Genomic DNA, 23550 nt, shown 5'->3' on the forward strand with positions numbered 1-23550 from the left:
GCCGACTCGCGGGGGCCGCCCGGCGGGATTCCTTACGTGAGCCCGGCATGCTGGGGACATGTCCGTCAGACAGACACGTCGCCGAGGCGCCACGTTGGAGAAGGCGATTCTGGACGCCGCCTGGGACGAACTCGCTGAACGTGGCTGGGGTCGTTTCTCGATCGAGGGGGTTGCCGTCCGCGCCGGCACGGCGAAGACGGTGCTCTATCGCCGTTGGGACAACCGGGTGCAGCTTGCCCAGCAGGTGCTGCAGCAGCGTGCCAACCGGATGTACATGTCGGACTACGCCACCGGCGCCGGCCTGCGTGAGGACTTGCTCCGGTTCGTACGCGACATGTCGGAGTTGCTTCGCGGTCCGTTCGGGGAGGCGGTGCGGGGAGTCATCAGCGAAGGTGACCCGTCGACGCAACAGAGCCTGTTCGCGGGCTCGGTGGTCGTCACTCGCGTCGATGAGATCATCGGCCGTGCGCGGGCCCGGGGCGATCTGCCCGGCGATCCGGACCCGCTCACGGCGAACCTCGGTCATGCGATCGTGATGTCCGAGTTCCTCCACACTGCCTCGCCGCCGCCCGACGAGGGGCTGGTGGCGCTGGTCGATACGGTCTGGTTGCCCGCGCTCATCGGATCGGCACGTCCCGGTACGGTGTGAGCCGGATCGGGCCGATCAACCCGGCGCGCTGCCAGTCGGGCAGCTGGTAGTTGCTGTCGCCGGAAGCGCGGACCGCGTTGAACATCGTGGTCGCGACCGTCACGGTGATCGTGTTGGCACCGGGCCTCAGTGTCGCGCCGAGGTCGATCCTGCTGCGGTCTGCCTGGTTCACCACGACGTTGGTGCCGTTGACCGTGACAGAGGCGGTGTCCAGGACCTTGCCGAGGTCGAGGTGAGCCCCGTCCTCGGGGCGCCAGTTCCCGGGAAGGGTGATTGTTGTGCGGTACGTGGCCACCCCGGACGCGGTGCTGAGGTCGACCGGCGCGGTGATGTCCCGCCACGAGGGAAGGCCGTTCGGGCCTGACCTCAGAGGGATCTCCGGTTGGTCGGTCTTGACGCTGGTGTACTGGTTCGCTCCTGGTGTCCAGGTCTGCGGGCGCAGCGTCCAGTCCGCCAGCTCGCGCGGCTGCGCCAGGCCGTCGATCTCTGTGTCGACCCGCTTGCCGTTGCTGAGCGTGGTCGTGTAGTCGCCGTTCGCCGACGCCCTCAGTGAGAGTGTCTTACGACCGGTGGCGAGCACCTCGCCCGTGCTGGCGACCGCGTGCACGCCCGGCGTCGGAACCAGTGCGCTGCCGTTGCCGGCGAGCGCGATGACCACGTTGTCGTACGGCGCGATCCGGATCGGCACCGTGACGCTGCGCCCTTCGGAGGTGTACTCCGCGATGGGCTCGATCTTGCCGGTCCAGGTGTTCAGTCGGTACGGCCGGCCCGACCCGGCCAGGGTCAACTGCTGCTCGACGGGCTGGGCGGAACGGTTGTAGATGAAGTCGTAGCTGATCCCGCGTCCCTGACGCCGTACGAGTCCGAGCGCCGCGGTCGGCGTCTCTGGGGTGACGTGGGGACGGATCCCCGCTGCCCGCAGCGCTGCCGGGAGCTGGGTCTCGGTCCTGACTTCGTGGACTGACGGCTGGGCCAGCAGATCAGCGACCACCTCGGCGAGCTGGCCCTCGTCAGGTGCTGCGCCAGGGGTCGCGCTCGGGGCGCTGCCGATGACGAAGATCCGCATACCGTCCTTCGCGAGCTTCAGCAGCCGCTTCGCACTCGCGACCGACATCGACTTCTGGTCGTTGAGGACCAATGCCTTCTCCTTGGCTGCGCCTGCCCTGAAGCTGCCGTCGTCAGAGACGGTGACGTGCGGCTTCTCGAGGAACGCCGGTGCCAAGTAGTCGTAGGTGTACCCAGCCGATGATGTGGCCGAGTCGTTTCCGAGCAGGTGCTGGGCGATGCCAGGAACGACGTGGTCGGCGTTGCCGATGTCGTCGTAGTAGATCCCGAGGTCGACGGAGCTCCGGCCCTGGCGCAGGACCAGCTGGGTGCGCGCGAGATTGTCGTTGAGGTTCTTGTAGTCGGGCCAGTTCGGCTGCCGCGGACCGAACTCGTCGTTGACGTTGAGGGCGCCGAAGATGTCCCATGGGTGGTATCCGGGCCACGAACCGTCGCGTCCGCTGGTGCCGACTCCGGCCGGGGCGTCGCGGTAGGGATAGCCGTGCCAGACCACCTGGTTCACGCCGCCGGCGTACCCCTTGTACACGCTGTCCAGCACCCCGTTGGAGTACTTGCCGCCCACCTGGGAGCCGTCGCCGCCTTCGCCGTACATGCCGGGCAGTTGTGGGCCGGCGACGCTGGAGCGGTAGTTGCCGAGGAACACCGCGCAGCACTCGCTGGACACCACGTTGCGGCCGGCGACGTGGGCACCGGAGGCGAGGGCGCGGAAGCCCTGCTCGGGTCCGACTGTGCCGAGAAAGTTCCCCATCCCGAGCGACTCGCCCTCCGTGACGCCGGCGGCCGCGGACGCGACACCGCCCGCGATCGGGAGGCCGTAGGGCTGCACCCGGAAGTCCAGTCCGTGGCCACTGGCCCACTCCTGCATCGGTGCGACGTACTGGTCGGTGTAGAGGTCACTGAGGGTCTCGCGGTAGTCCGCCCTGACCTTCGCGCCGATGCCGGGCAGCTCGAACGCCGGCGCCTCGTTGGCCTGCTGGCCGGAGCCGAGGAGCGCGGGCAGCAGCAGCGCCGGGTCGTAGCCGTGACGCTGCTGGAACGCCTTGAGGAGCTTCCAGGTCCACTTCTGTGTGGTGCCCATCTCCAGGGAGTCTTCGAAGACCGCCCCGTGGCCGATGCGGTCGAGGTTGGCTCGGACGGCGTCGGTGAGGATGTGCTCGTCCCAGTAGTCGGCCTGGATCTCGACCCCGCCTCGGCTGAGGTGATCGGGGACGTAGTTGGGCTGGGTCGCGGTGTAGCCGCCGCGCTGGGCGACGAGGCCAGAGGCGGTCTGCTGAAGATCGATGAGCGCCCACGGGTTGCCATTGCCGTTCCCGAAGGTGTGGCTCAGGCGGCCATCGACGACCTCGTCGGTCACGTCCCTGACCGACGACGGAACCAGCGCGACCGGCTTGGCAGTCTGCGGTCCGCAATCGGTGGCGCACTGAGCGACGAGGGTCCGGATTCGGGTGGTGCGAGCGACGTCCACGACGGACTCGGCTTCCAGGTGGGGCTTGCCGACGCCGGAGGTCGTCAGGTCGGTGCAGGTCGACGTCCGGTCGCCGAGCTTGATCACCGTTGCCTTTTCCGCGGTCGCGCCCGTGCCCACCGTGATCGTGTCGCCGGCAGCAAGTCCGCCGAGGCTCTTCACCCGCAACACCGTGTCGCCGATGGCTGCGGGTGCACACAGCTGCGTGGTCACCGACGGCGGAGATGTGGTCGGAGAGGGCAGGGGACCGGTTCGCGTGCTGCCCGGCTGGCCGAACTCTCTGCCGTAGATCAGCTGCTGCTCGGCCTCGGGCTGGTTGAAGTTGTTGAGGCTGGGAACGGTCGCGGGGTAGTGCGGGCCGAGGTTCTGGTCGACCACCAGGCCGAGATCGGCCGCTTCGGCGGTGATCACCTCCATCTTGTGCGCCCACCTGGGCGTGCCCCAGCCGTACTCAGCGAGGAAGGAGTTGTCCTGGTGGCCGGCTCCAGGCACCGCAAACGGAACCACCTCGACACCGCCGCCGCCAGAGGCCGCGATGTCGCGCAGCTCCTCCCTGAGCACGTCATCGTCGGTGTACGCCAGCGGCATCCACCACCGGTACATCGGACGCACACTGGTCGGCGGGTTTGCGAACGTTTCAGCGGTCAGTGTCCGAGTCTGCTCATGGCTCTGACGGCCCTGTGCGAGCGTCGACGCTCCAGTTGACGACTGGGCCTCCGCCGCCAAGGAGGCTGGGCTGAGTGGCGCCGCGATGGCGATGGCCAATGTGGCCGGTACGGCAAACGCGGCGAGGCGACGCACGAATGGCTGGGTCGACGGAGACTGAACCATGACGGACCTCGATGTGAGTGAAAGGTTTCAAAGTGACCGTGCTCACAGTAGGCGGGTGTGCCATGGGGGTCAATAGGATACGGCGAGTTTCTAATTGACCAGTGTTGTCGTCTGCTGTAGCGATCGCCTGATGAGGCGGCCTGTTCGCCCGTCTTCGGACCCGCCGCTGGCGACCCGGAGCGTGAACCCGTCGCCGATGAGCACGCAGTCGTCCAAGCCTCTGGGTGGTGTACCTCTGGGCGCGGTTGATTTGGCTCAGCATGCTCCGCCGGGGCGCCTCACGGACGCTGGTGCCCTCCGTGCCGCGATGGGCCCGAGGGACTCGTAAAATGCGAGAAACCCCAGGTCTCCCTGGGGTTTCTCTCTGTGCGCGAGGGGGGACTTGAACCGGTCTGAACGCCCCAGGTCAGGCCCTGGTTCTGGCGCTTCAGGCGTGAATCCGGCTGCGCACCGTTACCTCCGGTTCTCACCGGTGATGTGCCGCCATCCTCGCTCGCCCAGCCTGGCTCCGTCGCCTCGGAGACCTGCCGACCGCTCCGGCGACACGACGCGACTGGCTGAACTCAGTCGCTACCGTCGGGGCCTACCGAGATCGCTAAAGGATTACCAGCGATCTCCCGCTTGGACAGGGCCCGCGAACTGAAGCCGAGCGCGCCGACCGACACCAAGCACTGGCCGCCCTGCGTCGGGCAAGGGTGGTCAGCCGCGTGCCCGGCTTGACGACGCAGTCTGCGTCGGTTCCGCCAGTACCCAAGGTCGCCAGTCGTCTGGGCCTATAGTCTTCTGACGCTAGGCGGGTTGAACAATCTCCGATGGCTCAACTCCCGCGAGGTGTGCGACGGCGTCCACCGACTGGCAAGCCTCTGTCAGCCGGTCTCTAGGAGGAGGATGGCGCAGTCGGCCGGGAGGTATCGATGTGCGCCGCGGCGAAGCTGGCTTGCGAGGCGTTCTGGCATGGGCCTTCCTCCGGTGCGACCAGATATTGTGAAACTAATGCCTGAATGCCAAGGTCATGTCGAGCCGTCTGCGTGACCTTCGAAGCTGCTCGAACTTCTGCGAACGTGGTTGGCCTGACTCTCAGGCAGGGGTCGTTCCGGCTGCGTACGCCGGCAGCTCGGCGCCCCAGGAGGCGAGCAGCTTGAGGCGGTCGGCTGAGGGCGAGCCTGGCTCGGCGGTGTAGACCATCAGGACCTGGCCGGGCTCGGCGGTGACCGCGAGCTCTTCGTAGGCGAGGGTGACCTCGCCGACCTCGGGGTGGTGGAAGCGTTTGGTGCCAGCGCCGTGCTGGCGTACGTCGTGGGCGCCCCAGAGGCGGCGGAAGGTCTCGCTGCGGGTGGACAGCTCGCCGACGAGGTCCTGGAAGATCCGGTCGTGGGGGTCGCGGGCGGCCTCGGCGCGCATGATCGTGACGCACATCTCGGCGAAGAGGTCCCAATCGGGGTAGAAGTCGCGCGATGCGGGGTCGAGGAACTGGAACCGGGCGAGGTTGGGGGTGCGGCCGCCGTCGCCGATCAGGGGCGAGTAGAAGGCCCGTCCGAGCGGGTTGGTGGCGAGCAGGTTCTGGTGGGTGTCGCGGACGAACGCGACGCCCTCTGTGATCGAGTCGAGCGCCCATTGCAGGGACGGCCGCGGGGGAGCGGGCTTCGAGGGCCTCCGCCGGGCGCGGGCTGAGGTGGGGATGCCGTCGGCGGCGCGGGCGAGGTCGAGCAGGTGGGCCCGTTCGGTGTCGCTGAGCCGGAGCGCGTTGGAGATGGCGTCGAGCACGGAGGCGGAGGCGCCGCCGATCGCGCCGCGCTCGAGGCGGGCGTAGTACTCCACGCTGACGCCGGCGAGCAGGGCCACCTCGGAGCGGCGCAGCCCGGGCACCCGTCGGTTGGGCCCGGGTGGGAGCCCGGCGTCCTGCGGAGTCACCTTGGCCCGGCGGGTGATGAGGAACTCGCGTACCTCTGCTCGGTTGTCCATTCCCCCAGGATAAGCGGCACTTTGCCGATGAGGGGTGCCCTTCTGGTGCACCCCTCGACAGTGACTCCCGTGTTTGTCTGAAGGTGCGTTGACTTGTCTCGTGGGAGGAGTCTCACGACAACTTGGACGAAGGAGTCAGCATGCGTGGAGTAGTGATGCACGGCCCGGGCGACGTACGCGTCGTGGACCGGGAAGACCCGAGGATCGAGACCCCGACCGATGCGGTCATCCGGGTGACCGCGGCGTGCGTCTGCGGCTCGGACCTGTGGCCTTACCGCGGCCAGGAGCCTGCCGAGGGTCTGCTGATGGGGCATGAGTACGTCGGTGTGGTCGAGGAGGTCGGCGCCGAGATCACCACGTTGAAGCCGGGCGACTTCGTCGTCGGGTCGTTCGTGATCTCGGACAACACCTGTGAGATCTGCCAGGCCGGCTACCAGTCGCGGTGCGTGCACGCCGAGTTCGTTCACGGCGGCATCGGCACCCAGGCCGAGAAGGCGCGCATCCCGCTGGCCGACGGGACCCTCGTGGTCGTTCCCGGAGAGCCGACCGAGGAGCATGTCAAGAGCCTGCTGGCCGCCTCCGACGTCCTCGGCACCGGCTGGTTCGCGGCCGTCGCCGCCGAGGCCGGCCCCGGCAAGACCGTCGCCGTGGTCGGCGACGGCGCGGTCGGTCTCCTCGGGATCCTGGCCGCCAAGCGGCTCGGTGCCGAGCGGGTCATCGCGATGAGCCGGCACGCCGACCGCCAGGCCCTTGCCCGGAAGTTCGGCGCGACCGACATCGTCGAGGAGCGCGGGGACGCCGGAGTGGAGAAGATCAAGGCGCTCACCGGTGGGCTCGGGGCGCACTCGGTCATCGAGGCGGTCGGCACCCAGGAGTCGATGAACCAGGCGATCCGCGCCACCCGCCCCGGTGGCCACGTCGGCTACGTCGGGGTATCCCACGACGTCTCGCTCGACGGCCTGGAGCTGTTCTTCTCCGGAATCCACCTGCACGGCGGCCCGGCGCCCGTACGCCGCTTCCTGCCCGATCTGGTCGAGCTGATCATGAGCGATCAGATCAATCCGGGTGAGGTCTTCGACCTGACGCTCCCGCTCGAGTCGGCCGCTGAGGCCTACGCCGCCATGGACCAGCGCCAGGCCACCAAGGTCCTGCTCACCACCGGCGCCTGAGAAAGCCTGAGAGAGAACGAAGCAGATGCAGATCACCCGAAGCTCCATCGACACCTTCAAGGGCCCGGCCGACTGGTTCACCGGCGACGTGTACGTCGACCAGGTCGCCGCCGCCCCGGCACCTTCACGGCTCACTGCCGGTCTGGTGCACTTCATGCCCGGCGCCCGGACCCACTGGCACCGACACCCGCTGAGCCAGACCGTCTTCGTCACCGAGGGCGTGGGTCTGTGCCAGCGCCGCGGCGGTCCCATCGAGGTCATCCGTCCGGGCGATCGCGTGCTCTTCGAGGCCGACGAGGAGCACTGGCACGGTGCCGCCCCCAACCGGCTGATGGTGCACGTCGCCATCAACGAGGGCGACGACGACCACCCGGTCGTGCACTGGCTGACGCCTGTGACCGATGCGGAGTACGCCGCCGCACCACCCGTCTGATCCCGCCGTTTCGGCTGGCTTTCGCGGCCCGCCGCCACAGTGATCACCCCTTGCCCGAAACTCGTGAAGGAGCATGCATGTCGACAGAACCCACCGCCGAAGAGCAAGCAGGTCGAGGAGGTCTGTCGCGGCGTACGTTCATCGCTGCCTCGGGCGCCACGACCGCGGGTGCGGTAGCGGTCTCCGCGGGGGTGTCCGTCGCGGCGGACTCGGCGGCGGCCGACGGACCGAGCAGCACCGTGACGCTGCGGGTCAACGGTCGGCGGCATGTCGTCGACGTCGACAACCGCACCTCGTTGCTGGATCTGCTGCGTGAACACCTGGACCTGCCCGGTTCGAAGAAGGGCTGTGATGCCGGTGCGTGTGGAGCGTGCACAGTGCTGGTGGGCGGGCGGCGGGTCAATGCCTGTCTGACGCTCGCGGTCCGTATGGATGGCGTTGAGGTCACCACGATCGAGGGGCTGACCGACGGCTACGAGCTGCACCCGCTGCAACAGGCGTTCATCGACAACGACGCCCTGCAGTGCGGCTTCTGCACGCCGGGCCAGATCATGTCGGGCGTTGGGTGCATCCGGGAGGGCCACACCGGCTCCGAGAACGAGATCCGGGAGTGGATGAGCGGCAACATCTGCCGCTGCGGCTGCTACGTGAAGATCGTCGACGCGGTGCAGCAGGCCGCAGCCAAGGGGGCGTGAACCGATGTATCCGTTCGAGTATCTGCGGGCCGAGAGTCCGCGTGAGGCAATCACGGCCGCCCGGAGCGGCGGCCGGTTCATCGCCGGCGGCACGACCCTTGTCGACCTGATGCGTGAAGAGGTCGAGCGGCCGGAGACGCTGGTCGACATCTCATCGTTGCCGCTGAAGCGGATCAGGCCGACGCCGAGCGGCGGTCTGTTGATCGGCGCGCTGGTGACCATGTCGGAGGCCGCGGCCGACCGCCGCGTCCGCAACGAGATCCCGGTCGTCTCCGAGGCCCTGGAGCTGAGCGCGTCGGCGCAGCTGCGCAACATGGCCACCATCGGTGGCAACATCATGCAGCGCACCCGCTGCACCTACTTCCGCGACGTCTCCGCGGCCTGTAACAAGCGCGATCCGGGTTCGGGCTGTGCCGCCATCGAAGGCCACAACCGCACCCACGCCATCCTGGGCGGGTCGTCCTCCTGCGTGGCCACGCACCCGTCCGACCTCGCCGTCGCCCTGGTTGCGCTGGACGCCATCGTGCACCTGAAGGGCTCGCGCGGACGTCGGGTCGTGACGCTGGAGGACTTCCTGCTCCGCCCCGGGCGGCACCCCGAGCGGGAGCACGAGCTGGGCGAGGACGAGCTCATCACCGGCATCGAGATCCCGGCCCAGCCGGGGCCGCTGCGCTCGGGCTATCTGAAGGTCCGCGACCGGCAGAGCTATGAGTTCGCGCTGACCTCGGCGGCGGTCGCGCTGAGCGTACGCGGCGGGGTGATCGAGTCTGTGAAGGTCGCTGCCGGGGGAGTGGGGACCGTGCCCTGGCGACTCCGCGGCGTCGAGAAGGCGCTCGTCGGACGCCGTCCGAGCGATGAGTTGTGGCGTACGGCGGCGGCACATGCCGCCGAGGACGCCGAGCCGCTCTCTGACAACGAGTTCAAGGTCGACCTGCTCCAGCGCACGGTCGAGCGTCAGCTGCGAGTGGTAGGAGGACGCCGATGAGCAGCCAGCCCGAGGTAGTCGTCGGCGAGCCGAAGGTCCGCATCGACGGGCGCCTGAAGGTCACCGGCAAGGCACCGTACGCAGCCGACCACGGCCACGAGCACGGCATCGAGAACATGGCGTACGCCGCGATCGTGGACGCCACCATCGGTCGCGGCCGCATCACCGGGATTGACACCTCAGCAGCCGAAGCACATGAGGGCGTTCTGGGAGTGGTCAGCCACGAGAACGCGCCGAAGCTGCCCTACCGGGAGAACGCGGGCTCCAACAACCTTCCCGGTGAGCGGATCCGCGTCTTCCAGAACGACCGGGTGCTCTTCTTCGGCCACCCGATCGCCGTCGTCGTCGCCGAGACCCTCGAGGCCGCACAGCACGGTGCCCGGCTCGTGGAGGTGACCTACGACGAGGAGTCGCCGACCACCGACCTGGAGGACGGCACCCCCGACGAGCCGACCAACTACTCGCGGGGCGACGTGGAGGCCGCCATGGCCGACGCACCGGTCCGGCTCGACCTGACCTACAACCTCTCGCGCAACCACCACAACCCGATGGAGCCGCACGCCACCATCGCCCGCTGGGAGGGCGACAAGCTCACCGTGTGGGACAAGACCCAGTGGGTCGGCGACGGCACCCAGGTCGAGCTGGCAGCGGTCTTCGGCCTGGCTCAGGACGACGTCCGCGTGCTGTCGCCCTACGTCGGCGGGGCGTTCGGCAGCGGCCTGCGCACCTGGCCGAACACGGTCATCGCCGCGGTCGCCGCACGAGAGGTGGACCGCCCGGTCAAGCTGGTGCTGGCCCGGCGACAGATGTACTTCAACACCGGCTTCCGGCCCGCCTACCGCTACCAGCTGACGGTGGGCGCGGACCGTGATGGCCGTCTGCTGGCGACCGACCACGTCGTACGCGCGGAGACGTCGAGCTATGAGACCTTCTCCGAGGCGGTGCTCTCGGCAGGCCAGATGAAATACAGCACGCCCAACGTACGCCAGGACTACCGCACCGTTCCGCTGGACGTGAACACCCCGATCTGGATGCGTGGCCCCGGGGCAGCGACCGGTGACCACGTGATCGAGACCGCGATGGATGAGCTCGCCTACGAGGTGGGCATCGACCCGATCGAGCTGCGCCGCCGCAACGAGCCGACCGAGGACGAGTCGTCCGGTCTGCCGTTCTCGACCCGCCGGCTGCTGGAGTGCTACGACGTCGGTGCGCGCGAGTTCGGCTGGTCGCGGCGCAACCCTGAGCCGGCCTCGACCCGTGACGGCGACTGGCAGGTCGGCATCGGTATGGCCAGTGCCCTCTACCACACCTCGGTCGCGCCGGCCCGTGCGCGCGTCAGGCTCCGGATCGACGGCACCGCGCTCGTCGAGTCGGCCACCAGTGACATGGGTCCGGGGACGTACACCTCGATGACCCAGATTGCGGCCGACGCCCTCGGCCTCACGCTCGACGACGTCGACTTCCGGCTCGGTGACTCCGTCATGCCCGCGACCCCGCCGCATGGTGGTTCGATGACCATGGCCAGTGTCGGCTCAGCGGTCCAGAACGGCGCCGACAAGGTACGCCGCGAGGCGATCGACCTCGCGGTCAACGACCCCGTCTCACCGCTGCGCGGCGCCGACCCGGCCGACATCGTCGTACGCCGGGGGCGGCTGCAACTGCGCAACGATGCCGGCCGTGGCGAGACCTACCGTGCGCTCATGGCGCGTAACGGCCGGACCCGGATCCAGGCCACGGGCCTCTTCTCCCCGCGCGAGGAGGCGACGAAGTCGGCCTGGGCCTACGGTGCCGTCTTCGCCGAGGTCGGCGTCGACGCCCAGCTCGGCCTGGTGCGGGTACGCCGCATGCTCGGCGTCTACGACGCCGCACGCATCATCAACCCGCGGCTGGCCGAGAGCCAGGCACTCGGCGGCATGGTCGGCGGCATCGGCAAGGCACTGCTCGAGCACACCGTCACCGACCACCGCGACGGGCGCATCGTCAACGCGAACCTCGCCGACTACCTGGTGCCCGTCAACGCGGACGTACCGGACCTGAAGGCGATCTATCTCGGCGGCCGCGACGACTACCCCGACCCGATCGGCGTCAAGGGACTCGGCGAGGTCGTCATCTGCGGCGTCGCACCGGCCATCGCCAACGCGGTCTTCCACGCGACCGGGCGTCGGGTGCGGGATCTGCCGATCACCATCGACAGCCTTCTGTGATCCCGGGACTGGGATCTCAGGACGAGAGGAACATCATGACGACAGTTGCCATCATCGGCGCCGGGCCCGGCCTCGGCCAATCCGCGGCGCGCCGTTTCGGGCGTGAGGGGTTCTCCATCGCGCTGATCTCCCGCGCGCAGGCCAACGTCGACGCCCTCGCCGCCGAACTGACCGAAGACGGCGTGACCGCGCGCGGGTACGCGGCGAACGCCCGCGATCCGCAGGGGCTACGCAGAGCCCTCGACGCCGCGGCGGCGGACCTCGGCCCGATCGAAGTCCTGCAGTACAGCCCGGTCCCTGCCCGCGAGTTCATGAAGCCGGTGCTCGAGACGACGGCGGAGGATCTGGTCGGACCCGTCGAGCAGTCGGTGTACGGACCGGTCACCGCGGTGCAGCATGTCCTGCCGGGGCTGCGGGAGCTGGGCCGTGGCACGATCCTGTTCATCAACGGCGGCAGCGCTGTCCGCCCGAGCGGCGGTGTGGCCGGCACCTCGGTCGCCTTCGCCGGGGAGAGTGCCTACGGCCAGATGCTGCACGACGCCCTCGCGCCCGAGAGAATCCATGTCGCGCAACTGATCATCCCCCGCGGCATCGGCGGCGGCGATCCCGACCACGAGCCTGACGCTCTCGCCGATCGCATCTGGTCCCTCCACCGCGACCGTGGCGCGTTCCGATCCTTCGTCGGCGAATGGGCGGAATGAGAATCCCGCCCGTCGCCGCGCTGCTCAGCGAGCGCGACTCCAGCCGAATCCTCGATGGTTCGATGACACCGTTCAGGCCCGTCGTCGGCCTCGGAGCAGCTGTCGCACTTGCGCTGGTCCTCGCCGCATGCGGTGCACCCTCCGGGGATGGTCTCGAGACCGGCAGCGTTCCATCGCCGCCCATTGCGTCGCCTACGCCGACTCAGACCACGCCCACGAACGAGCCGAGCCCAACCGAGGGGACTTCAATGAACGACGACGTGATCGGTACGGTAATCCGTTTCGCCGCCTCCGGCGGCGCGATCGACGTGCGCATCGACCAGGACAACTCCGCCGTACGTGACCTGCTGACCATGCTGCCGCTCACGCTCACGTTCGAGGACTTCAATGGTGCGGAGAAGATCGCCTATCCGCCGCGGGATATTCGGACAGCTGGTTCTCCGCCGTCGAGTGCCGGCGCCGGCGACCTGGCCATCTACGTCCCGTGGGGCGACATCGCCTTCTTCTACGAGGGCGAGCGTGGCGCACCCTCTGCCGACATCGTCCACCTGGGCGTCTTCGACGCGTCTCGCGAGCAGCTCGAGGCGCTCGAGGAAGGCGACGTCACCGTCACGATCGCCGACTGAGGACTGATGACCTCGACCACGACACGATGAATCCTGGCGACGACCGCTGCCCCCCGCCCGGCTGCTCCCTGGCGATGCCGCGCGTGAGGGACACCCTGCGAGTACACCCATCAGGCGGGTCTCTCGCGGGCGCCGGAACGGTGGTGTCGTAGTGGCGTACGAGAAGACGACGTCAATCCCAGGAAGGCTCCTGTGCAATCCACACCCTCCGACCGTCCCGCCACCCGCAGGGTCGGTCTTGTGCTCGCCACGCTGCTCATGCTGCTCACCGTGTTCGGGCCGATCTCGATGGACCTCTACCTCCCGGTCCTTCCGGCGCTCACCGACGACCTCGGTGCTGCCACATCCGCCGCCCAGTTCACCCTGACCGCCTGCCTCGTCGGCCTCGCCGTCGGACAGCTGATCGCGGGGCCGCTCTCCGACCGGTTCGGACGTCGACTTCCGCTGCTGGCCGGGATCTCCGCGTACGTGGTCGCCTCGGCCCTGTGCGCGTTCAGCCCCACCATCGAGACCCTCGTCCTGGCGCGCCTGGTCCAAGGCCTCGCCGGAGCCGTGGGCATCGTCATCGCTCAAGCCGCGGGACGCGATGTGTACGAGGGTGGCGCGCTGATTCGCTTCTACGGACGACTCACCGTCATCGGCGGTTTCGCGGCCATCGTCGGACCCGTCGTCGGTGGTCAGCTGGCCAACTTCACCGACTGGCGTGGGCTCTTCCTCTTCCTCGCCGCGATCGGCGTCGTTCTCCTCGTCGTCGCTTTCGCGTTGTTCGGCGAGACCCTTCCTGTCGAGCAGCGCACCGGCGGTGGGCTGCGTCAGACCGGTCGTGACTTCCGTACGCTGCTCTCGGACCGGCTGTTCGTCGGATCCGTGCTGATCTGTGGTCTCACCTACGCGGCCCTGTTCGCCTACCTCAGCGGTGCGACGTACATCCTTCAGGGCACCTACGGCCTATCCCCACAGGGCTACTCGATCGCGTTCGGCGCCAACTCGCTGGGGTTCATGGTCTTCGGCTGGCTCGGCGGCCGAGCCGCCGAGCGCTGGTCCGAGCGCGGCACGCTCGCCGTCGGCATCGTCATGTCTGCTGGCGGCTCCCTCGGCCTGCTCGCCACCGGCCTGTTCGATCTTGCCCTGCCTGTCGTCCTCGTCTCTCTGTTCGTCCTGGCTTCCGGCACCGCCGTCGCGGCGCCGCCGACCACCTCGCTAGCACTCGCCGACTATCCCGAGCTCGCCGGAACCGCATCCTCCGTGCTCGGCATGGCCCGATTCGGTTTCGGCGGCATCTCCGCGCCGCTGGTCGGACTCGGGGGTGCAGAGGCTGTCCTGCCGCTGGGCATCGTGACCGTCGCGTCGGTCACGCTTGCCGCGGTCGCCCACGTAGCGCTGGTCCGGCGCACCACCACAGCCAGTGAGCACAATGCGGGCCACGTCGATCCGACCGGTGTCCTGGCCCCGGCGGTGGAGCGTGAGCCGGCCGGTCTCCCCGTCTGCTGATGACCTAGGAGTCGTAGTTTCGGCGGTCGACTTCGCAGTCCTCGCTGTAGGACGAACAGCGGGTCTGTGCGCCGATTGCCCTACGGCCGCACTACTTGCCTACTTGGCCATGAGGCCGCCTCGTGAAATGCGAGAAACCCCAGGTCTCCCTGGGGTTTCTCTCTGTGCGCGAGGGGGGACTTGAACCCCCACCCACTAATACGTGGACTAGCACCTCAAGCTAGCGCGTCTGCCTATTCCGCCACCCGCGCGCAACAAGAAGAACATTATCAGGAGGCCGTCCCCGTGCCGAATCGGGATGGCCCTGCGGGTACACGCCCAGGTCAGGCCGGGAGGAGGGCGCGGGCGGGGTGGTTGCTGGTGACCATCCAGACGCGCTTGTCGTGCACGAAACGGCGCAGACGGCCGGGGTTGTCGACGGTCCAGACGAGGACCTTGATGTTGCGGCGGTGGGCCCAGCGCAGCAGCCAGACATCGGCGAGGCGCTGCTCGACGACGACCAGGTTGGAGCGGGAGCGGCGGATGCGGCCCTCGGGGAAGAACTCCGAGAGCTTGAGATGGACGAGCTTGAGCGGGTGGTGGCGGAAGTCGACGCCACCGAGAGAGAGACCGACGAGGGTCTCGGGAGCACGGAGGTCGGCCCAGTTGCGCAGGACGCGTACGGACTCGTCGACCATCGTGGTCACGATGAAGCTCTCGTTCATCACCTCGAGGGCGATCTCGGCGGCGTCGACCTCGTGCGGGAGCCCGAGGTGGTTCGACGGCGAGGCGAACTTGAGGTCGATGTGGGCGTGCTTGCCGTGGGTGGCGAGCAGCTCGAGCGCCTCCCGGTAGCGCACCAGACGGAACGGCGCGAGCCTCGACAGCGCTGCGTACGTCCTGTCCGCGATCTTGACCCTGCGGCCGATGCGGTCGCGGATGTGGCCGTCGTGGTGGAGGACGAACTCGCCGTCGCGGGTGCGGTGCACGTCGAACTCGACGTAGTCGACCTCCATCCGGACGGCCTCCAGAAGCGACTCCCAGGAGTTGTCACGGTGCCCCGACTGACGCGCCGCGGCGCGGTGAGCGGAGAGGAGGGCACGCTTCTGCATGCGCCCATGGAAACCCACGCATCCAACCGCACTGAAATCCTCAGGTTGCGCATAGGTGGACGTCAGGGGGCGGTTTGTCGCACGCGGTCGATACGGTGGCGGTATGACCAGCGCCGAGACCGAGGTCGTCGACCTCTGCCGTGACCTGATCCGCATCGACACCAGCAACTATGGAAACGACCCGGGCCCGGGGGAGCGGAAGGCGGCCGAGTACGTCGCGGCGCAGCTCGACGAGGTCGGCATCTCCTCCGAGATCTACGAGTCCGAGTCAGGGCGGGCTTCGGTCGTCGCGCAGTGGGGCGGGGTCTCGACAGGCTCGACCACCGATCGGCAGGACGGGCTGCTCCTGCACGGTCACCTCGACGTCGTCCCCGCTGCCGCGGAGGACTGGCAGATCGACCCCTTCTCCGGCGAGATCCAAGATGGGTACGTCTGGGGGCGAGGTGCTGTCGACATGAAGGACTTCGACGCGATGCTGCTCGCGGTCGTCCGTGAGCGCCAGCGCACCGGGCGGATTCCCGAGCGCCCGATCACGCTCGCCTTCACCGCCGACGAGGAGGCCGGCGGGATGAAGGGAGCCCACGTGCTCGTCGAAGACCACCCCGACCTGCTCGCCCACTGCACCGAGGCGGTCGGAGAGGTCGGTGGCTTCTCGACGACGGTGAAGGGACGCCGTCTCTATCTCATCGAGGCGGCCGAGAAGGGCATGGCCTGGATGAAGCTGACGGCCCGTGGCACCGCCGGGCACGGTTCGATGATCAACCGCGACAACCCGATCACCCGGCTCTCCGGCGCGATCGCCCGCATCGGCGCCCACGAATGGCCGGTGCAGCTGACCCCGACGATGCAGACGCTGCTCGCCGCGGTCGGTGAGATCGCGGGGGAGGAGCCGACCCCGGAGAACGCCGAGCGGCTCGTGGAGGAGTTCGGCCCGGCCGCCCGGATGATCGGCGCCACCCTGCGCAACGTCACCAACCCGACGATGACCAGCGCCGGCTACAAGGTCAACGTCATCCCCACCGAGGCCACCGCCCACGTCGACGGCCGCTTCCTGCCCGGCTTCGAGGACGACTTCTTCGAGACGCTGCGCAAGCTGTGCGGCGAGGGGATCGACATCGAGTTCGACCAGAACCAGATGCCCTGGGAGACCCCGTACGACGGCGCCCTCGTCGCTGCCATGGAGCGCTCGCTGATCGCCGAGGACCCCGACGCCCTCGTCGCCCCCTACCTCATGTCCGCCGGCACCGACGCCAAGCACTTCAAGCGGCTCGGGATGAGGACGTACGGCTTCGCGCCGCTGCGGCTGCCCGAGGAGCTCGACTTCACCGCGCTCTTCCACGGCGTGGACGAGCGGGTGCCCGTCGACGCGCTCCAGTTCGGCGCGCGGGTCATGGACCGCTTCCTCGACCAGGTGTGACACCGCCAGCGCCCGAGTCGGCTCGTCCTGACGAGCCGACTCGGCGTCGGTTCAGGGGACCAGGGCGGTGAGAGTGTCCACGCTCAGAGTGGCCACCTCGGCGTGGCCGGTGCGGTGGGCCCAGGCGGCGACCGAGATGGCGTCGCGGATCTGGAGGCGGTGCCAGGCATCGGGCTCGCGGGGGTCGGAGCCGTAGCCCTCGAGGAACGCCTTCTCGAAGGTGTCGTTGCGGGCGAAGTCCTGCGCGGAGAGCCGGGAGAGGTCGTAGAGGGCGGGGCGGAAGCCGAAGCGGCCGGAGTCGATCACGCGCAGGGTGCCCGCGTCGACGACCCAGCTGGTCGGCTGCCAGTCGCCGTGGGTGGGGACGAGCACCGTCGTCGGGGTCGGCCACGAGGTGATCTCGGTGCGGAGACGCTCGGTGAGGTCGGCCCCCAGGCCCGCCGTGTCCAGCGAGGCGAGGGCGCGCTCGTCGAGCTCCGGCTCGTAGTCCTCGTCCTCGACGCTGGCCTGGCCGTGGAACGACGCCAGCAGCTCGCCCGCCTGGCGGTAGATCTCGGGGTCATGGATGGCGGCCGAGGTGCTCGCCGGCTCGCCGTCGAGGTGGGTCATCACGATGATGCGGGCGTCGAGGTCGGCCTCGACGAGGCTCGGCGCGCGGCCGGCGTCGGTCCAGGGGGCCAGCCAGCTGCGGTGGGCCGCGAGCTCACGGTCGATGTGGCGTACGCCTTCTGCCGTGGTCTTCACCAGGTACCGGTCGTCACCGGTGGAGAGCACGAGGGCGGAGGTGCCGGCGCGGTGCAGTGCGCTGCGGTCGGCAACCACCTCGGCTCCGGGGAGCCACTGGTCGAGGAGGTCGTGCTGGGCGGGGGTCAGGGTGTCGAGTGCCGAGATCACGGGCGGATCCTGCCAGCGTTGGGCAGGCCCCAGGTGCCGTGTCGCGGGGTGATGTCCATGTTGTTGGCACCTTGTGGGCGCCGGTTATCCAGATCGGCCCAGATAGATCAGATCGGGAGGATGACCTCGGCGTTGAACGTCTCGACGACGGGCTCACCGGCGAGGTTGGGTCCGATGCTGGTCAGGGTCGCGTTCCCGATCGGGCCGATCCGCATCCAGGTCGCCGGCGGGGCGTTGAGCACGTTGCGTACGAACCAGGCGACCACGAACGCGTGGGTGACCAGCACGATCTCCTCGTCGTGGTGCTCGAACCAGAGCTTGTGCCAGGCGGCGGTCAGCTCGGTGCCGTCGAGGTCGCGCTCGGCCTCCGGTACATCGTCGAACCACTCCCAGCGGTGGGTCGGGTAGTCGCCACGACGCTCCGCCGACGGCACCGGGGTGCGGTCGGCGAGAAGGTCGGAGGGCACCGGCCCCGCGCCGAGGTTCTCGGTGAGGATGCGGGCCGTCTCGGACGTACGCCGGCTCGGGCCGTGCAGGACCTGCCGGACAGGACGGAACGCGAGTCGGGTGGCGAGCGCCTGGACCTGGCGTCGGCCGAGGTCGGAGAGGCCGGGGTCGACAGTGTCCCCGCCGGCGGCTTCGCCGTGGCGTACGAGATGGATCACTCGCAGGACCCTATTATCTGGACGCGCGAGGAGCGCGGAGACGCGCTCAGACCGTCAGCCGCTGCCGGATGATCTTGCGCCGAAGCGTCACCCGGCGGGTGCCGTCGGCGGTGATCCGGACGCGGTCGAGCTCCCAGCCGCCGTGCTCGGCGCGCTCGACGAGGAGCTTGGTGACGATGTTGCGGGAGAACTCACGCGAGAAGATCACCTTGTCGTACTCCCACATCACTCCCGGGCGGGGCGGGCGGCGTTCGGCTCGAGCCATGCACGTCTCCTTCTCTGGACTGCCTGGAGAACCAGTGTGCCCAACCAGGTGTTCCCGCGCGTCGATTTACGTAGGCCGATCGAGGGCGCAGCGTCGCTGGATGAGCCAGGCGATGGACATCAGGACCGCAGGTACGACGGTGAAACCGACCAGCACGGCATCGACCGCGCCCGCGGTCTGCGGCACGCCTTCGCCGTCCACCGCCGCTGCGAAACCGCCGATGGCGAGGACCGCGGCGTAGACGTAGGGCCCGAGCGCGGTTCCGACCGCCTCGGTAGCGGTCCACACACCCGTGTAGGCACCGGCCCGGGCCGGTCGACGCCGCGCCGCGGCGGCCACGGCGTCGGGCACCATCGAGAAGGCCAGCAGCTGCAGGCCCGCGAAGGACGTACCGAGCAGGGCGACGACCGCGACGGTCAGCGCGGTGGGCATCCGGTCTCCGGCGACCAGGGTCGCGGTGCCGAGGACGAAGAGCGCCTGAGCCATCAGCAGGCCCCTCTGCTTGCCGATCCGCCGGGAGAGGCGTAGCCACAACGGCGAGGTGACCATCGCCGGGCCGAGGAAGGCACCCATCAGCACGGCGGTCAGGCCCGACCGGCCGAGTACGTGCTCGGCGTAGAACGGGACCGCGGCCAGCACCAGATGGGTGGTCGCGCCGGTGAACAGATAGGAGAGCACCAGCAGCCGGAAGTCGCGGTCGGCCCACGCCAGCCTCAGGTCGGCGAGGACGGACTGCGAGTGCGCCGCCGGCTCGCGGAACCCACAGGTGGCGTTCAGCCGGCGTACGCCGCGGATCGCGACCAGGGCGGTGAGCGCCATCACGACGGCGAAGACCAGCGCCATCCGGGTGTAGCTGTCGCGCTGCTCATCAGCGACCAGAATCGGCGCCACGACGCCCGCGGCGAGCAGACCCACAGTGAGCAGCACCATTCGGACCATGAACACACGGGTTCGCTCGTGGTAGCCGACCCGCAGGTCCGAGGGAGTCGTCAGATAGGGGACCTGGAAAGCCGCGAAGCAGATGTTGCCGACGACGTACCAGGCGGCGACCCACAGCGCCGCCGGAGTGCCGTGGAGGCCACCGGGGACGGTGAACATCGCGACCATCGCGAGCCCGAGCAGGAGGCCCCAGCGCATCGTGCCGCGACGGTGACCGTGGCGGCGGGCGTCCCGGTCCGAGAGCGTCCCGAACACCGGATGGACGACCGCGTCGATGACCTTCGGCGCCAGCAGCGCCAGACCCGCGACCAGCGGTGTGACGCCGAGCGTGTTTGTCAGGAAGTAGAGGAGGAGCAGCCCGGGGACGGTCACCCACGCGCCCATCCCGAGCGAGCCTGCAGCGTACTGGACCAGTGGTAGGTTTCCGGCGCGCGCCGTCTCCTGCTCCGTAGTGATCACGCGTCGGCCTCGGCATGGCGCTCCACCGCGGGGGCGGCGAGCTCGGCAGTGCCGAACGCGCCGGACCGGATCCGGGCTGAGAAGGTGCGCGCCACGATGCGGTCGGTGAGTGCGGGCAGGTGGCGGGCGAGGAAGAGCTCCACCGCGCCCCGACGTGTGGTCGGGACGTCGCGTCGAGCCCGGCGGGACAGGCCGGCGCGAAGCACCGTGTCGACGACGCCCTCGAGCGGCTCGTAGGAGCTCATCCCCTCCAGCGAGAGGCCGGCCGCCGCGGTGGTGTCGTGTATCGGACTGCGTACGGCTGAGGGATAGACGCAGGTGACACCGACGTGCGTGCCGAGCTCGAGGCGGAGCGCGTCGGCATAGGCGACCATGGCGCGCTTGGAGGCGCCGTACGCCGCGGCGAGCGGCAGCTGCATGACGGCCATCCGAGAGGCCACCATCACCACCCGGCCGCGCGAGGCGACCAGGGCCGGTACGCAGGCGGCGCTGACCCGCCAGGTCCCGAGCAGGTTGATGTCGAGCTGGCGGCGCACCTCCGCGCCCGGCGCCAGCTCGGCCGGTGCCGGGCCGCCGATGCCGGCGTTGTTGATCAGCAGGTCGAGGCCTCCGAGGTGCCCGAGCGCCGTCGCGACGGCGGCGGGGACCGCGTCGTCGTCGGTCAGGTCACACGCGACGACGGGGACAGGGTCGTCGTCGCGGGGCGCGACGTCGAGCCCGACCACCGCAGCTCCTCGTGCGGACAGCTCCCGGGCCAGGGCCCGGCCGAACGTGCCGGAGGCACCGGTGATCAGGACGCGAAGACCAGCGGCATCGCGCAGGCTGCTCATGTGGTGACCTCATCGGTGGTTGCGGTGGAGGTGGTTGCGGGCCGCGGCTGCAGGGGGACCAGCCGCGACACGAAGGGGGAAGCGCCGGCATCGAGGCGCTTTCGGCCGGCTCTGAGCTCGCCCGGCACCGAGGCGAGGTACGCGTCGAAGTCGATGCGCATCGCCGGCCGCTTCTCACCCCAGCGGGCCCGCGCCTCGCGCAGCGCCCGATCGGCGATGCGGCGGCGTTCGGACTCCACCGGGAGGGCGTACGTCCCGCTCAGATGGGCCGCGACGAGCTTGGCCTGGGCTTCGACGATGGGCAGCGCGGCACCGGTCGACTGCATGAGGCCGACGAAGGCCAGGCTCGGGTCGTCGAGGTGGAAGACGCGGTGGTGCAGCTGCATCTTCTCGGGGTCCGTTCCCAGCCAACGCTCGGAGAGGAACGGGATGCTCACGCGGTAGCCGGTGGCCCACACGATCGTGTCGACCTTGTCGCTGCGCCCGTCGGTGAAGACCACATGGTCGCCGTGGAGCCGCTCGATTCCGGGACGGGGGGCGACCTCCCCGTGGGTGAGGCGATGCAGGATCGTGTCGCTGATGGTCGGGTGGTTCTGGAACAGCCCGCCGGCCGGGGCAGGCAGGCCGTAGGCCTCGGGACGGCCCACCGCGGCGCGCAGCATCGTCTCTGCCAGGCGTTGACGCATTCGCCACGGCAAACCTGCGATCGCGCCACCGGTGGCATCGGCCGGTCGGCCGAAGAGGTACTTCGGGACGATGTGGACGCCGTGACGGGCCGAGAGCAGTACCGGGGAGGCGGCGACGTAGGAGGCGTCGACGGCGATGTCCATCGCCGAGTTTCCCATCCCGACGACGAGCACGCGGCGATCGCGGAAGACCTCCGCGTCGCGGTAGTCGTGGGCGTGCATCTGTAAGCCGGAGAACGTTCCGGGGTAGCCGGGCTCGGGCCGGCGGGGGTCCCAGTTGTGTCCGTTGGCGACGACCACCGCGTCGTACCGCTCAGTCGTACCGTCCTCGCACGTGACTGACCAGGTGGCGCGGTGGCTGCCGGACTCCTCGCGCTCGACGCCGACGACCGTGGCGCCGAAACGGATCCGCTCGGTCACCCCGAAGGTGTTGGCATAGTCGGTGAGGTAGACGGCGACCAGTTCGGCGGAGGGGTAGTCCACCCAGTTCGCCGGCATCGGGTGGTCGGCGAACTCGGTGCGGCCCTTGCTGGTGTTGAGGTGGAGCGAGTCGTAGGCGGCTGAGAGGCCGCTGCTGTTGTGCTGGCTCCACAGTCCGCCCGGCCGATCACCCTTCTCGTACGTCACGACGTCGGACCCGACGTCGAGCAGTGCCTTGGTGGTGGCCAGGCCGGCTGCGCCGGCGCCGATGACGGCGACGCGGGCGGACTTCCTCATGTCTACGTTCTCCTGGTCCGGACCGGCGATGAAACCCCCACGGTGGTGATCGCCACAACATTAGGGCGCATCGGCATTGAGATGCCTGGCCCTGGCCACCGATCTGAGAGCCGGGATTGTGGCGGACAACAATCGCGCGCCATGATCGGCGGGTGAAGACCGGACAACGTGACTGGGAGGCGATCGTCGACCTCATCGAACGGGTGCTGGCCGACGACGACCTGCTCCCTGCAGTCGTCGCCGCCGTTCGCAGCCATGTCGAGGAGTCGGCCACCCTGCCCGTCTCCGACATCACCGGCCACACCCGGGTCCTCCTCACCGCCGCCGGTCGAGCCGTGGCCGGCCGGCGTGCGCCCACCGAGGCGGAGCTGACCGTCGTCGAGCAGCTCGCCGTCAACCGGTCGCGCCAGGGCATCCCCATCGACGTGGTGCTCGGCTCGGTGCGGATCTCGGAGCGCGCGATCTGGGCACGCACCCGCGAGCTGGCCCAGGCGGCCGGGATCACGGCCGACAGCCTGCTGGATGCCCGCGAGCTCTATGACGATTGGGCCGACGCCGTGCGCACCCGACTGATCCGCGCTCACCGTGACGCTCCACGAACCCACGACGCTTGGGATCGCGACGCGGAGTCGATGCGGCGGCTTCTCGAGGGCGGCTCCGTGGCCGCCCTCACCGCCGCCGAGCGGGGCTTCGCCGCCGGCGCCGGGCTCTGGGTGCTGGTCACTCGACCCGGCGATACGGTGTCCACCGCCGCGGTGCGGCGGCTGACGGATGGCAGCGGCGTCAGCCTCGCTGCGGCCGTGGGCGACACCCTGGTCGCGGTGGTGCCTGGGCCGCCGGTGTTCCGTCCCGGTGGGACCAGGCCGGTGGTCGGGATCGCCGGCCCGGTGGCTGCGGAGGAGCTCGGCGTCGCCCATCGCCTGGCGGTGGCCGCCGTCCCGGCCGCCGAGGCGACCGGCCTGTCCGGAGCGGTTCACATCGGCGACGTCGCTCCCGCAGCTGCGCTGATCTCCCGCCCTGATCTCGCCGAGGCCCTCGCGCTGCGGCATCGAACGGCGCACCTCGAGCTCGGGGCCGCGGCTGAGGCGGTGGCTCGGACCGTACGCGCCTGGCTCGAGGCGGATCGCGACGCCGCCGCTGTGGCCCGGATCCTCTTCGTTCACGAGAACACTGTCCGCAATCGGGTTCAGCGGTTCGCCACGGTCACCGGGATCGACCCGCACCGTACGTTCGGGGCCATCTCGGCGTGGTGGTTGTGCCAGGCCTGGACCGCTGATTCCTGAGCGGTCTCGACCGACTCGACCAGCGGCA

General features: G+C 69.4%; 20 protein-coding genes and 1 tRNA gene. 11 read left to right on the forward strand and 10 right to left on the reverse strand.

Translation table 11 applies throughout. The features are described 5' to 3' along the window. The first annotated feature begins 58 nt into the window (after positions 1-58). Entirely contained in the window at positions 59-649 is a 591-nt protein-coding gene (locus ABZU72_RS01490; RefSeq protein ID WP_355017139.1) for a TetR/AcrR family transcriptional regulator, read from the forward strand. On the opposite strand, the gene ABZU72_RS01495 is transcribed toward ABZU72_RS01490, so the two are convergent. Together ABZU72_RS01495 and ABZU72_RS01500 are read right to left on the reverse strand one after the other, a co-directional pair. Continuing rightward, complete coding sequence (locus ABZU72_RS01495; RefSeq protein WP_355017140.1) at positions 618-4010, reverse strand: glycosyl hydrolase; 3393 nt, start codon at positions 4008-4010, stop codon at positions 618-620. The genes ABZU72_RS01490 and ABZU72_RS01495 overlap by 32 nt on opposite strands. Positions 4011-5087: 1077 nt before the next feature. After that, on the reverse strand, positions 5088-5972 hold the full coding sequence (locus ABZU72_RS01500; protein WP_355017141.1) for a helix-turn-helix transcriptional regulator: 885 nt from the start codon (positions 5970-5972) through the stop codon (positions 5088-5090). A gap of 140 nt (positions 5973-6112) precedes the next feature. Here ABZU72_RS01500 and ABZU72_RS01505 point away from each other — a divergent pair, with 140 nt between their 5' ends. The 8 genes from ABZU72_RS01505 (at position 6113) to ABZU72_RS01540 (ending at position 14276) form a co-directional block, all read left to right on the forward strand. Further along, complete coding sequence (locus ABZU72_RS01505) at positions 6113-7141, forward strand: zinc-dependent alcohol dehydrogenase family protein (RefSeq protein WP_355017142.1); 1029 nt, start codon at positions 6113-6115, stop codon at positions 7139-7141. 25 nt (positions 7142-7166) lie between these two features. Next, the gene (locus ABZU72_RS01510) at positions 7167-7574 is read left to right on the forward strand and encodes a cupin domain-containing protein (protein ID WP_355017143.1); all 408 of its coding nucleotides are present in this window, start codon (positions 7167-7169) and stop codon (positions 7572-7574) included. Positions 7575-7651: 77 nt separating this feature from the next. Beyond that, positions 7652-8269: a (2Fe-2S)-binding protein gene (locus ABZU72_RS01515; RefSeq protein WP_355017144.1), complete on the forward strand. Its 618-nt coding sequence runs from the start codon at positions 7652-7654 to the stop codon at positions 8267-8269. A 4-nt stretch (positions 8270-8273) separates the two neighbouring features. Further along, positions 8274-9254 carry a xanthine dehydrogenase family protein subunit M gene (locus tag ABZU72_RS01520; protein ID WP_355017145.1) on the forward strand — a complete coding sequence of 327 codons (981 nt, stop codon included), beginning with the start codon at positions 8274-8276 and terminating at the stop codon, positions 9252-9254. Next, complete coding sequence (locus tag ABZU72_RS01525) at positions 9251-11458, forward strand: xanthine dehydrogenase family protein molybdopterin-binding subunit (protein ID WP_355017146.1); 2208 nt, start codon at positions 9251-9253, stop codon at positions 11456-11458. The genes ABZU72_RS01520 and ABZU72_RS01525 overlap by 4 nt, the downstream gene beginning before the upstream one ends. A gap of 35 nt (positions 11459-11493) precedes the next feature. Further along, on the forward strand, positions 11494-12159 hold the full coding sequence (locus ABZU72_RS01530; RefSeq protein WP_355017147.1) for an SDR family NAD(P)-dependent oxidoreductase: 666 nt from the start codon (positions 11494-11496) through the stop codon (positions 12157-12159). A gap of 248 nt (positions 12160-12407) precedes the next feature. After that, the gene (locus tag ABZU72_RS01535) at positions 12408-12785 is read left to right on the forward strand and encodes a cyclophilin-like fold protein (protein ID WP_355017148.1); all 378 of its coding nucleotides are present in this window, start codon (positions 12408-12410) and stop codon (positions 12783-12785) included. 192 nt (positions 12786-12977) lie between these two features. Then, positions 12978-14276: a multidrug effflux MFS transporter gene (locus tag ABZU72_RS01540; protein WP_355017149.1), complete on the forward strand. Its 1299-nt coding sequence runs from the start codon at positions 12978-12980 to the stop codon at positions 14274-14276. Positions 14277-14441: 165 nt separating this feature from the next. Here the strand turns inward: ABZU72_RS01540 and ABZU72_RS01545 are convergent. Both ABZU72_RS01545 and ABZU72_RS01550 read right to left on the reverse strand, forming a co-directional pair. Next, positions 14442-14527, reverse strand: a tRNA-Leu gene (locus ABZU72_RS01545). A gap of 72 nt (positions 14528-14599) precedes the next feature. Continuing rightward, positions 14600-15367, reverse strand: a complete 768-nt coding sequence (locus ABZU72_RS01550; protein WP_355017150.1) for a glycerophosphodiester phosphodiesterase — start codon at positions 15365-15367, stop codon at positions 14600-14602. Positions 15368-15470: 103 nt separating this feature from the next. On the opposite strand from ABZU72_RS01550, the gene ABZU72_RS01555 reads away from it, so the two are divergent. Next, positions 15471-16784, forward strand: coding sequence for a M20/M25/M40 family metallo-hydrolase (locus ABZU72_RS01555; protein WP_355017151.1), 1314 nt, complete (start codon positions 15471-15473; stop codon positions 16782-16784). 51 nt (positions 16785-16835) lie between these two features. On the opposite strand, the gene ABZU72_RS01560 is transcribed toward ABZU72_RS01555, so the two are convergent. The 6 genes from ABZU72_RS01560 to ABZU72_RS01585 all read right to left on the reverse strand — a co-directional run bounded on the left by ABZU72_RS01560 (position 16836) and on the right by ABZU72_RS01585 (position 22239). After that, positions 16836-17678 (reverse strand): aminoglycoside phosphotransferase family protein, encoded by an 843-nt coding sequence (locus tag ABZU72_RS01560; RefSeq protein ID WP_355017152.1) that lies wholly within the window; start codon positions 17676-17678, stop codon positions 16836-16838. Between the two features lie 107 nt (positions 17679-17785). Next, positions 17786-18343, reverse strand: a complete 558-nt coding sequence (locus ABZU72_RS01565; protein WP_355017153.1) for a histidine phosphatase family protein — start codon at positions 18341-18343, stop codon at positions 17786-17788. A 46-nt stretch (positions 18344-18389) separates the two neighbouring features. Then, positions 18390-18608 carry a DUF5703 family protein gene (locus ABZU72_RS01570; protein ID WP_355017154.1) on the reverse strand — a complete coding sequence of 73 codons (219 nt, stop codon included), beginning with the start codon at positions 18606-18608 and terminating at the stop codon, positions 18390-18392. 66 nt (positions 18609-18674) lie between these two features. Then, entirely contained in the window at positions 18675-20006 is a 1332-nt protein-coding gene (locus ABZU72_RS01575; RefSeq protein ID WP_355017155.1) for an MFS transporter, read from the reverse strand. Further along, positions 20003-20836, reverse strand: a complete 834-nt coding sequence (locus ABZU72_RS01580) for an SDR family NAD(P)-dependent oxidoreductase (RefSeq protein ID WP_355017156.1) — start codon at positions 20834-20836, stop codon at positions 20003-20005. Before ABZU72_RS01580 ends, ABZU72_RS01575 begins: the two co-directional genes overlap by 4 nt. Beyond that, the gene (locus ABZU72_RS01585; RefSeq protein ID WP_355017157.1) at positions 20833-22239 is read right to left on the reverse strand and encodes an NAD(P)-binding domain-containing protein; all 1407 of its coding nucleotides are present in this window, start codon (positions 22237-22239) and stop codon (positions 20833-20835) included. The genes ABZU72_RS01580 and ABZU72_RS01585 overlap by 4 nt, the downstream gene beginning before the upstream one ends. Positions 22240-22391: 152 nt before the next feature. On the opposite strand from ABZU72_RS01585, the gene ABZU72_RS01590 reads away from it, so the two are divergent. Then, entirely contained in the window at positions 22392-23522 is a 1131-nt protein-coding gene (locus tag ABZU72_RS01590; protein WP_355017158.1) for a helix-turn-helix domain-containing protein, read from the forward strand. The last annotated feature ends 28 nt before the right edge of the window (positions 23523-23550 follow it).

This window comes from Nocardioides sp. NPDC004968, assembly GCF_040608935.1.
In the GTDB taxonomy this organism is placed as follows: domain Bacteria; phylum Actinomycetota; class Actinomycetes; order Propionibacteriales; family Nocardioidaceae; genus Nocardioides.

What these genes read in the sequence shown, in the direction of transcription:
- ABZU72_RS01490 (WP_355017139.1), top strand. Translation starts at nt 59, where the DNA reads ATGTCCGTCAGACAGACACGTCGCCGAGGCGCCACGTTGGAGAAGGCG.
- ABZU72_RS01495 (WP_355017140.1), bottom strand. Translation starts at nt 4,010, where the DNA reads ATGGTTCAGTCTCCGTCGACCCAGCCATTCGTGCGTCGCCTCGCCGCG.
- ABZU72_RS01500 (WP_355017141.1), bottom strand. Translation starts at nt 5,972, where the DNA reads ATGGACAACCGAGCAGAGGTACGCGAGTTCCTCATCACCCGCCGGGCC.
- ABZU72_RS01505 (WP_355017142.1), top strand. Translation starts at nt 6,113, where the DNA reads ATGCGTGGAGTAGTGATGCACGGCCCGGGCGACGTACGCGTCGTGGAC.
- ABZU72_RS01510 (WP_355017143.1), top strand. Translation starts at nt 7,167, where the DNA reads ATGCAGATCACCCGAAGCTCCATCGACACCTTCAAGGGCCCGGCCGAC.
- ABZU72_RS01515 (WP_355017144.1), top strand. Translation starts at nt 7,652, where the DNA reads ATGTCGACAGAACCCACCGCCGAAGAGCAAGCAGGTCGAGGAGGTCTG.
- ABZU72_RS01520 (WP_355017145.1), top strand. Translation starts at nt 8,274, where the DNA reads ATGTATCCGTTCGAGTATCTGCGGGCCGAGAGTCCGCGTGAGGCAATC.
- ABZU72_RS01525 (WP_355017146.1), top strand. Translation starts at nt 9,251, where the DNA reads ATGAGCAGCCAGCCCGAGGTAGTCGTCGGCGAGCCGAAGGTCCGCATC.
- ABZU72_RS01530 (WP_355017147.1), top strand. Translation starts at nt 11,494, where the DNA reads ATGACGACAGTTGCCATCATCGGCGCCGGGCCCGGCCTCGGCCAATCC.
- ABZU72_RS01535 (WP_355017148.1), top strand. Translation starts at nt 12,408, where the DNA reads ATGAACGACGACGTGATCGGTACGGTAATCCGTTTCGCCGCCTCCGGC.
- ABZU72_RS01550 (WP_355017150.1), bottom strand. Translation starts at nt 15,367, where the DNA reads ATGCAGAAGCGTGCCCTCCTCTCCGCTCACCGCGCCGCGGCGCGTCAG.
- ABZU72_RS01555 (WP_355017151.1), top strand. Translation starts at nt 15,471, where the DNA reads ATGACCAGCGCCGAGACCGAGGTCGTCGACCTCTGCCGTGACCTGATC.
- ABZU72_RS01570 (WP_355017154.1), bottom strand. Translation starts at nt 18,608, where the DNA reads ATGGCTCGAGCCGAACGCCGCCCGCCCCGCCCGGGAGTGATGTGGGAG.
- ABZU72_RS01580 (WP_355017156.1), bottom strand. Translation starts at nt 20,836, where the DNA reads ATGAGCAGCCTGCGCGATGCCGCTGGTCTTCGCGTCCTGATCACCGGT.
- ABZU72_RS01585 (WP_355017157.1), bottom strand. Translation starts at nt 22,239, where the DNA reads ATGAGGAAGTCCGCCCGCGTCGCCGTCATCGGCGCCGGCGCAGCCGGC.